The following is a 9,066-nucleotide window of genomic DNA, read 5'->3' as shown; positions in this document are numbered from 1 at the left end:
GAGCGCGGCGAGCAGCTCGTCGACCACGGTCGACGGCTCGACCCGTGCGTCGTCGGAGAAACCGTTGAGGTCGATGTAGAAGTCGCCGTCGGGGAAGCGGTGGCGGGCCTGGTGTGCCCAGTGGACAGCGAGCGCCGTCTTCCCCACTCCGGCCATCCCGTCCAGGATCACCACACCGCCGGTGTGTTGCCCGGCCGTGTTCGTGGTGGCCTCGTCGATGGCGACGAGGAGGTCCGTGCGGTCCACGAAGTCGACGAGGTCCTGGCGGAGTTGGCGTGGTGGACCGGTGGGTTCCCTCCTGGGGCCGCTCGCGGCGTGGCCGCCGTCCGCCCGCAACCGCTCGTGGTGCTGGCGGACGTACTCGGCCGCCTGTTCGTCGTTCTCGCCGAGGAACTCCCGCCGGATGGCGAAGTAGTACGACGACTCCTCGCCGAAGCGGGCCAGGCCGTGCAGGGCCGACATGCGCCGGGTGGCCAGCGTGGCGTCGAGCCGGTAGTCGGTCTGCAACTCGGCGAGCCGGGCCAGCACCTCCTCGTTGCGTCCGAGCTCGAGCAGGGCGTCGAGCAGGAGCAGGTTGGCCGGCAGCAGGTCGTCGTGCTCCACGCGGGTTCGCCAGGCGCGTGCCGGTTCACCGTCGAGGTCCTCGAGCGGAGTACCCCGCCAGAGTGCGAGTGCGTGGGTGGCGAGCTCCGCGGCGCGGTCGTGGTTGTGGCGGCCCACCTGGCCGCGCGCCTCGGAGACCAGGCGGCCGAACTGGTAGTAGTCGATGAGGCTCTTGTCCACTTCCAGGCAGTAGCCGCCGTTCTCCGCGTGCAGTGTGGGCCGCGCCGGCACCTGTCTGAGCCATCTGCGGATGTTCGTCGCGTAGTGGTGCAGCGTCGCCGCCTGGGGTGTCGACGCCTCGTCCGGCCACGTCCAGCGGATGAGCATGTCCGTGGAAACCCAGCGGCCGGCGTGGACGAGCAGCGCGCCGAGCAGCGCGCGTTCCTTCGGGCGACCCCATGAGTGCCGCAGGTCGCCGTCGAGCAGCAGCGCTGTCCGACCCAGGATGCCAAAACTCGTGGCCACCAGCTCTCACCCCATCAAGCTGGCCTCCGGACCACCGTCGGTGGTGCACGCGAAGCGGTGTTATGCCACTACGTGATACTACGTAATCACCGCGCCGTCGCTCGGAGAGTTAGCGAATTGAGAAGTGAAATTCTTCGCGCGCCCCGATTCACCTTCGCAAGCGACGCCGTGGTTTCCCGCCCTGCTGGGCTCCCGTTACCTGCGGCTCCGCCGACGACAGCCCGTCACGCCGGTACGAAGAATTTCACTGATCGGTGGGTCCCGTGCCGGCGCGGCACTGTGCCAGAGTGGGGTGTGGGAGGCGGTATTCGGTGAGTGATTCGTTGCCATCCAGAAATAACGTCGTTTCCGACACCGTCGACGCGGTGGTCCAGGCGGGGACGATAAGCGGAGGAGTTCATCTGCACCGGTCCGGCCGGGCACACGTCGTGCCACGGCAGCTCCCGCCGGATCCGGCGCACTTCACGAACAGGAGTGCCGAGCTCCGGGCGCTCGACGACCTGGTTCCCGCCGGCGACGCGGGACGGCCGCGGCTGGTCGTGCTCACCGGGCCGGGCGGAGCGGGGAAGACCGCGGTCGCACTGCGTTGGGTGCACGCCAACGCCGACCGCTTCCCCGGTGGGCAGCTCTACGCGGACCTCGGTGCCCTGAGTCCGCGCGGACCGGTCACCGCCTCGGAGGTGCTGAGTGGTTTCCTGCGCGCCCTCGGCGTGCCACCGGACGACATCCCGATCGACCTGCGCGAGCAGTCCGCGCTCTACCGGTCCGTCAGCGTGGACCGGTCGGTCGCGGTGGTCGCCGACGACGCCGACTCGGTCGCACAGGTCCGGCCACTGCTTCCGGCGTCACCGCGGAGTGTGCTGGTGGTGACCAGTCGCTGGCGGCTCGCCGGGCTCGCGTTGGACGGCGCCCGGTTCGTGGACATCGACATGCTCGACGAGCAGTCCGCGCTGGAGCTGCTGTCCCTGGTGGCGGGCCCGGGAAAGGTGGACCTCGAACCCACGCCCGCCCGCCAGCTGGTGAGGTTGTGCGGCGGGCTGCCGATGGCACTGCGGCTCGCCGCCGCACAGCTCTCGACCCGGCCGCGCTGGTCGATCTCCCGGGTCGTGGGCACCCTCGCCGACGAGCAACACCGCCTCTCGGCACTCGCCATCTCCGGGGAGGTCTCCATGCGGTCGAACCTCGACCTGTCCTACCGCGAGCTGCCCGGCGACGTGGCGCGGCTGTACCGGCTGCTGGGCCTGCACCCCGGGCCGGAGTTCGGGATCGGCGTCGTCGCGGCGGCGGGGGACGTCTCACCGGAGGTCGCCGAGCGGCTGGTCGCGGATCTCGTGGACGCCATCATGCTGTACGAAGTGGACGTCGACCGGTTCCGGTTCCACGACCTGCTGCGCCTGCACGCCGCCGAACGCGCGCTGGAGCACGACGAGACCGCCGAACGCGACGCGGCGGTTCGGCGGATGGTGGAGTGGTACCTGGACAACGCGATCGCCGCGGACCTCGCGGTGATGCCACGGCGCTACCGGGCCGGCGACCGGTACGATCGCGTCGGGGAACGCGAACCGGTCTTCCCGACCGCGGCCGCCGCCCTCGACTGGCTCGAGCGGGAGCTGCCCAACCTCCTCACCGCCCAGCGCTGCGCGGCGGACCGCGCACGGCCGGACCTCGCCTGGCAACTGTGCGAGGCGCTGTGGAGCCTTTTCCTGTACCGCAAGCACTTCACGCACTGGATCACCGCCCACGAGCTGGGCATCGCCGCGGCGGCGGCGTGCGGTCACCAGGTGGCCCAGGCCCTGCTGGTCGTCCACCTCGGCATCGCCTACCTGAACCTGCGTCGCTACGACCTCGCACACCGCCGCTTCGCGGAAGCCCTGGCGTTGAGCGCGACCGCGGGTGATCTCCGGATCGAGGCGACCGCGCTGGAACACCTCGGTCTGGTGGCCCGCAGAACGGAACGGCCGCAGGAAGCCATGTCCTACTTCGAACGAGCACTGGCCAGCACCGAGCGGCTGGGGGAACAGCGCGGTACCGCCCTGCACCTGCGCCGCATCGGGGAGACCCTGGCCGAGGTCGGGCGCCGGCAGGAGGCGCTGACCTACCTGCGGCGCGCGGTCACCGCCGCGACCGACCTCGACGACGTGGTGCTGCGCGGCATGGCGCTCATCCGGCTCGGCGCCGTGCACACCCAGCTCGACCAGCACGCCGACGCCCTGGTCGCCCTGAGCGACGCGGCGGAGATCCTGGCCGGTGCCGGCTCGCACCACTACCACGGCCTCGCCGTCGAAGCCCTGGCCGAGCTGCACCTCCGCACGGGCGACCTCGCGGCCGCCCGGCAACACCTCCTGCGGGCCGTCGACCTCTACCGGCACGCGGAGCTCCCCAGGGCGGCGCAGGTTCAGGCCCGCCTCGACTCCCTGACCGGCGGGCTCGACCACGCCGGTGAGGAATGACCGCTCAGCAGGGTCGGTATCGGCACCGGTGGTGACACCGGCGGCGCCCCGGCCGGCTCCGACAGCCCCAGCAGCCGGTACACGGCCGCCTGCAGGGCGGCCATGGACTCACCCGGGCAGGAACTGATGCGGCGGGTGAACACGGCGTAGCGGTCCGGACCATGGCGGGCGGCCAGCCGGCGCAGCTGCTGGTCGATCGACCCGGTGGTGTCGACAACCGGTTGCATCCGCCGCAGCAACGCGGCGTTGCTGCCGTCGGGCACGTCCTGCGCCGACGCCGGGTTCACCAGCACCGGAACACCCAGCGCCGCCCCGTACTGGGTGACGGAGCCGTGGTCGCCGATGACGAAGTCGGCGGCGACCAGCGCGGCCCGCCAGCCTTCCTCCGGAGGAACGACCGCCAGGCCGGCCGCCATGTGGTCGGCCAACCACGCCAGGACCTGACGCCGCCCGTGCACCGCCCAGATGTTGGGGTGCAGCGCGGCCACCACGCGGTACTCGTCGGCGGGCAACTCGTCCAGCACCCGCCGCCACACCTCGAGATCCCCGCCGAACAACGAGTACCGGGACCAGGTCGAGCTCAACAGGACGAGCTTGTGCCGCCGGTCCAACCCCAGTGCCTTCCGGTACACGTTGCGGAACGGCATGCTGGCGCGGATCCGGTCGTAGCAGGGATCTCCGGCCACCACGATCCGCTCGGCCACCTCCGGGCACGCCCGACGCAGCCGTTCGGCGTCCGACTCGTGCGCCACCACGACCGCGGCCGGTACCACCCGGCCGTCCCGCACCAGCACGTCCCGCGGCTGGACCTGCCGGTCCTCCCGGGGCGCGGTCCACGGGCTGTACCGGGAACGTCCGCCGCCCACCCCGTGCGGGACCACCATCACCGGTGCCGGGATCTTGTCGATCTCGCTGTAGCTGGCCGCCAGTGCCAGGTCGAAGCGTGAGCGGAGCACCTGGTGCCACGGGATCAGCAGGCCGCCACCCTCACGCACGTAGTCCTCCACACCCGGCCACGCGTCGGTCGTGGTCGGCACGCAGTACAGCACCTGGATCCGGCTGTCGGTCTCGACCAACGGCACCACGTCCGCCAACCGCGTGCCGGCCGTCATGTGCGGCACGACGACCAGTACCGTCCGGCAGCCGGGCCTGGTCAACCAGCGTTCCGCCGCCGGGTTTCCCGCTGCTTTCACCCAATGCGGACTACTCATGTGCGCCCCCTCCTTCGCATCTCCCCGCGGGTACTCATCCCGCGACCCGGTCGCAGGATGCGGACCGCAGGTGGGAATGTCACTGGGAAATCAGCTGGGAGGTCTGCTGGAAACCGCGCTGGATCTGTCCTGTATCGAGGAGGAATCACCCGAACGGCGGAGCAGGATTTCCGTTCGCACGCGCCGATGCCGCGGAATCCCCGCCGCGCGGTGGACCGGTCGGGATTGCGCGGGAAGAAGGGCTGTCAACGGCTGGTTGCGGGCTGCCAACAACGCGGCGGCGATTGCGTCGAATCCCTGGAAGTAATGCTGGCCGGTGTGTATGTGCCGCGCCATATTAGCACCAGCACCATCCACCTCGGCCAGCATCAAACTCCGCGCGGCGGCACTTCCGCGTCAGCCGAGGACGCCGGTCAGGGGGTCGTAGCGGACGATCTCGTAACGGGACTCGTGGCGGTCGCGCAGGCCGTCCACCCGGACGATGAGGATGCCCAGTTTCACCAGGTCCCTGGTGGCCACGCGAAGCCACGGTTGGCCGCCGCGGAGGACGGTCACCTCGTCCAGCAGGTTTCCCCCGCGGCCGGCGGCTATCGCGTAGGTCTGGCCTTGTGGGGTCTGGAAGTCCAGGCCGCCGTCCTCCCGGATGGTGATGGTGACGACCAGGTTGCCGCGGCCGTCGTTCGCGTCGCCGATGAAGTCGTAGATCGGGGCCGGGTCGCCCACGTGGTACTTCAGGCGGCCCAGGCCGGTGACGTCCATGCCGTTGTAGAAGGTGCCGCCCTCGGTGTTCAGCCAGAGGTGCGGGTTGTGGGTCCTGGCGTCGAAGTTCGGGCCGGAGTTGTAGGAGATGTGCCAGTGCGGCGGGTTGTCCGCGTGCAGGGTGTTGTTCGTCTCGAAGCCCATGACCGCGAACCGGTGGCCCTTCGCCGCCGCCACCGCGGGCAGGCCGGAGTCGAGCAGGATGGCCTGGGTCGCGACCAGCTGGTGCACGACCGACCGCGTCTCCCCCTCGGGCCAGGCCACGGACGCCCACGGACCGGCCACCCGGTCGGGGTCGTTGTGCTCGATGCTGACGTACATGCCCGCGCCGGCGTCGGGGGTGCTCCACACCTGCAGCGTCGGCTGGTACGCGTCGGCCGACGACTGGGTCATCGGCAGGGTGAAGCTCACCCCGCCGCGGTGGCGGCGCAGGTCCAGCCGCGTGTCCTGGTGGACCACGGCGCGGACCGGCACGCCGGGCCAGTCCACTCCGACCTCGATGCCGTCGGCCTTCGGCCCGCGGACGAAGGTGTAGTACTCCGCGCGGCTGGCGACGGAGTAGTTGGCACCCGGCAGGATCTCGTAACCGGCCGGGAGGGTGATCCGCGGTTGCGCCGGGTCGCCGGGCCGGACCCGCACCACGCGGAACGCCGCGTAGGCGAGCTGTTGTGCGGCCGCCGTACCGGGTAGGGCAAGTGCCAGCCCGGCCGCGGACGCGCCGGCGAGCAGGGTGCGCCGACTCAGATGTGTGGACATATTTCCAGCCCTCGCCTCAAGTGGTCAGATTCCAACCATCTTGGCGGGACAGGCGGCGGATCACCAGAGGGGAAGGCTGAACGGCCGGTGAAGTGCGCCGCCGCGTGCCCGGTCCGCCGGTTCCGAGCACGCGTTCACGAGTGGCCGGGTAGAACAGTCGCATGACGAACGATCCCGACACGCATGCCCGGGCTCTCGCCGCGGCCAGCGAGAGCCCGACGGATTGGTTCGAGGAGCTGTACAACCAGGCGCAGCGGGGCGACGCGATCGTCCCGTGGGACCGGGGCACGCCGCACGACCTGCTGGCGAGCTGGGCCGGGGACCGCGACGGCGCCGGCCTGCACGCGCTCGTCGTCGGCTGCGGGCTGGGCAGGGACTCCGAGTACCTGGCGTCCCTCCACTACGAGACGGTGGCGTTCGACGTCTCCCCCACCGCGGTCGCGTCGACCAGGGACCGTTTCCCGGGGACCGCCGTGGACTACCGGGTGGCGGACCTCCTCGACCCGCCCGCCGACTGGCACCACGCGTTCGACCTGGTCGTGGAAAGCCTTACCGTGCAGGCGCTTCCCGTCCCCCTGCACGAGGCGGCCATCGAGCGCGTGGCGTCGTTCGTCGCGCCCGGCGGCACCCTGCTCGTCATCGCCGCCGCCCGCGACGGCGAGGCACGACCCGAGGGCCCGCCCTGGCCGCTGACCCGGACCGAGATCGAGTCCTTCGCGACCGGCGGTCTCACCCCGCACGACATCGTCCGCGACGAGATCCGCTGGCGCGCCGAGTTCCGCCGACCGGCCACGACTTCCTGACGGCGACTTCCCTGACAGCGATGTCCTGACGGCGAGAGCGACAGGCGGCCGCGTATGCCGGGCGCGGCCAGCCCGATCACGGCGACGAGCACCAGGAGTGCCGCCGCGACGGCCGCGACGACGGGAAGGAGCGCCAGCCCGTCGTCGGCTATCTGCCAGATCACGCTCGCCAGGAGAAGGACACCGGCTACGAGGGCGATCCAGCACGTCGTGGCGGTCCGCGGGACGACACGCCAGTTGCTGTTGGTGCTCACCACTACCTCCCAGTGCGCGTTGTCGATCTCCCCTGGCGTACCCGGCACCTCGCGGTACCCAAACATCGGGCCGGGTCCTTCCGTTCGCGCCCACGGCCACCAGACCGGTCGGCCGGGCGGAGCACGACGCTCGGCGCACGGACGCGTGGCAGACTCGGCCGCATGCGGAAGATCTACGTCATCGGGATCGGCGCCGGGGATCCGGAGCAGGTCACCGTGCAGGCCATCCGGGCGCTCAACGAGGTGGACGTGTTCTTCCTCCTGGACAAGGGCGAGGCGAAGGACGAGCTCGTCCGGCTGCGGCGGGAGATCCTGGACCGCTACACCGGCGAGCCGTCCTACCGGGTCGCGGTCGCGCAGGATCCGCCGCGGGACCGCACCGCCGCGGACTACGTCGGCGCGGTCGCGGAGTGGCACCAGCGCCGGGCCGACGTGTACGAGGCCCTGATCCGCGACGAGGTCCCGGACGGCGGCACCGGCGCGGTCCTGGCGTGGGGCGACCCGACCCTCTACGACAACACCATCGCGATGCTCGACACCGTACTGGCACGCGGGAACGTCGAGTTCGACTTCGAGGTGATCCCCGGCGTCAGCAGCGTCGCCACGCTCACCGCCCGGCACCGCACCAGCGTCAACCAGATCGGCAAGCCGGTGCAGATCACCACCGGACGGCGGCTGGCGCGGGGCTTCCCGGACGGCGTCGACGACGTCGTGGTCATGCTCGACGCGCACACCGCGTTCGCGGACCTTGACGAGTCCGATGTGGACATCTACTGGGGCGCCTACCTCGGCACGCCCGACGAGATCCTGATCTCCGGCAAGGTGTCCGAGGTCGCCGAGGAGATCAGGACCCGCCGGGCCGAGGCACGGGCGCGCAAGGGCTGGATCATGGACACCTACCTGCTGCGCCGCCGCACCACCGACTGAGGCCCGTGTCAGCGGCCGGCGAGGCCGCCTGCCCCCGTGCCGATGGCGGTGACCGTCAGGCGTACAGCCTGGTCAGCGACGGGTCCCACACCGCGTCGAGGGGGCCGGGCAGCCGCAGCTTCCACCCGTGGGGCCGGGCCTGCCAGCCCGGTGCCGGTGCCAGGTCGGGCAGCCGGTCGAGGAGCACGTCCAGCGCGGTCCGGGCCAGGGCCGTGACCAGCGGGTGCGCCGGGCAGTGGTGCGGCCCGACGCCGAACCCGAGGTGGGTGCGGACGTCGCGGTGGAGGTCGAACCGGTCCGGTCCGGTGAACACCGCCTCGTCGCGGTTGGCCGAGGCGATCGCGACCGCGAGCATGCTGTCCGCCGGCAGCTCCCGGCCCGCCAGGGTCACCGCGCGGGTCGTGCGCCTGCCCAGTACGCCGACGGGTGCGCTCCACCGCAGCGCCTCGTACACCGCCGCGCCCAGCAGCGACCGGTCGGCGCGGACGGCGGCGAGCTGGTCCGGCGCCGACCACAGCGCCACCAACGTCCAGCCCGCCAACCAGCCCGGCTCGAGCACGCTCAACGCGAGGTGCTTGAGCACGGGCACCACGTCGGCGTCCGGTCGTGCCTTGCCCGGCGGGCGGTTGGCGTGCAGCAGGTGGGAGATCACCGAGCCGTCCGGCTCCGCCCGCAGCCGGTGGACGGCCGCGGTGACGGCCGTGTCCTCGGCCAGCACCGCGGCCGCGGCCTCGACGAGCACCGGGTCACGCCCGAAGTCGTTCGCGACCTCCGTCAGCACGTGTCCCCACCGCCGCAAGGTCCGCGCGTCGGCACCGATCCCGAACAGCGTGGCCAT

At 71.6% G+C, this 9,066-nt stretch carries 7 protein-coding genes; 3 read left to right on the top strand and 4 right to left on the bottom strand.

Translation table 11 applies throughout. The features are described 5' to 3' along the window. On the bottom strand, positions 1-1,068 hold a 1,068-nt coding region (locus tag ACJ73U_RS08475; RefSeq protein ID WP_407776986.1), incomplete at its 3' end, for a BTAD domain-containing putative transcriptional regulator. A gap of 428 nt (positions 1,069-1,496) precedes the next feature. Here ACJ73U_RS08475 and ACJ73U_RS08470 point away from each other — a divergent pair. Continuing rightward, positions 1,497-3,518, top strand: a complete 2,022-nt coding sequence (locus ACJ73U_RS08470; RefSeq protein WP_407776985.1) for an ATP-binding protein — start codon at positions 1,497-1,499, stop codon at positions 3,516-3,518. On the opposite strand, the gene ACJ73U_RS08465 is transcribed toward ACJ73U_RS08470, so the two are convergent. Both ACJ73U_RS08465 and ACJ73U_RS08460 read right to left on the bottom strand, forming a co-directional pair. Beyond that, entirely contained in the window at positions 3,464-4,729 is a 1,266-nt protein-coding gene (locus ACJ73U_RS08465; RefSeq protein ID WP_407776984.1) for a hypothetical protein, read from the bottom strand. The genes ACJ73U_RS08470 and ACJ73U_RS08465 overlap by 55 nt on opposite strands. Positions 4,730-5,125: 396 nt before the next feature. Next, positions 5,126-6,244, bottom strand: a complete 1,119-nt coding sequence (locus ACJ73U_RS08460) for a hypothetical protein (protein WP_407776983.1) — start codon at positions 6,242-6,244, stop codon at positions 5,126-5,128. 161 nt (positions 6,245-6,405) lie between these two features. Here ACJ73U_RS08460 and ACJ73U_RS08455 point away from each other — a divergent pair, with 161 nt between their 5' ends. Together ACJ73U_RS08455 and cobF are read left to right on the top strand one after the other, a co-directional pair. Further along, positions 6,406-7,047: a class I SAM-dependent methyltransferase gene (locus tag ACJ73U_RS08455; RefSeq protein WP_407776982.1), complete on the top strand. Its 642-nt coding sequence runs from the start codon at positions 6,406-6,408 to the stop codon at positions 7,045-7,047. Between the two features lie 416 nt (positions 7,048-7,463). Beyond that, positions 7,464-8,228 (top strand): precorrin-6A synthase (deacetylating), encoded by a 765-nt coding sequence (gene cobF / locus ACJ73U_RS08450; RefSeq protein WP_407776981.1) that lies wholly within the window; start codon positions 7,464-7,466, stop codon positions 8,226-8,228. Between the two features lie 55 nt (positions 8,229-8,283). Here cobF and ACJ73U_RS08445 read toward each other — a convergent pair. After that, positions 8,284-9,066 (bottom strand): cytochrome P450 (locus ACJ73U_RS08445; protein WP_407776980.1); only part of this gene is annotated, 783 nt, incomplete at its 5' end.

This window comes from Actinophytocola sp., from assembly GCF_045807065.1.
In the GTDB taxonomy this organism is placed as follows: domain Bacteria; phylum Actinomycetota; class Actinomycetes; order Mycobacteriales; family Pseudonocardiaceae; genus Actinophytocola.
Note: the sequence above shows the minus strand (reverse complement) of the source record. Positions and strands in the feature narration are given on the sequence as shown.

What these genes read in the sequence shown, in the direction of transcription:
- cobF (WP_407776981.1), top strand. Translation starts at nt 7,464, where the DNA reads ATGCGGAAGATCTACGTCATCGGGATCGGCGCCGGGGATCCGGAGCAG.
- ACJ73U_RS08455 (WP_407776982.1), top strand. Translation starts at nt 6,406, where the DNA reads ATGACGAACGATCCCGACACGCATGCCCGGGCTCTCGCCGCGGCCAGC.
- ACJ73U_RS08460 (WP_407776983.1), bottom strand. Translation starts at nt 6,244, where the DNA reads ATGTCCACACATCTGAGTCGGCGCACCCTGCTCGCCGGCGCGTCCGCG.
- ACJ73U_RS08465 (WP_407776984.1), bottom strand. Translation starts at nt 4,729, where the DNA reads ATGAGTAGTCCGCATTGGGTGAAAGCAGCGGGAAACCCGGCGGCGGAA.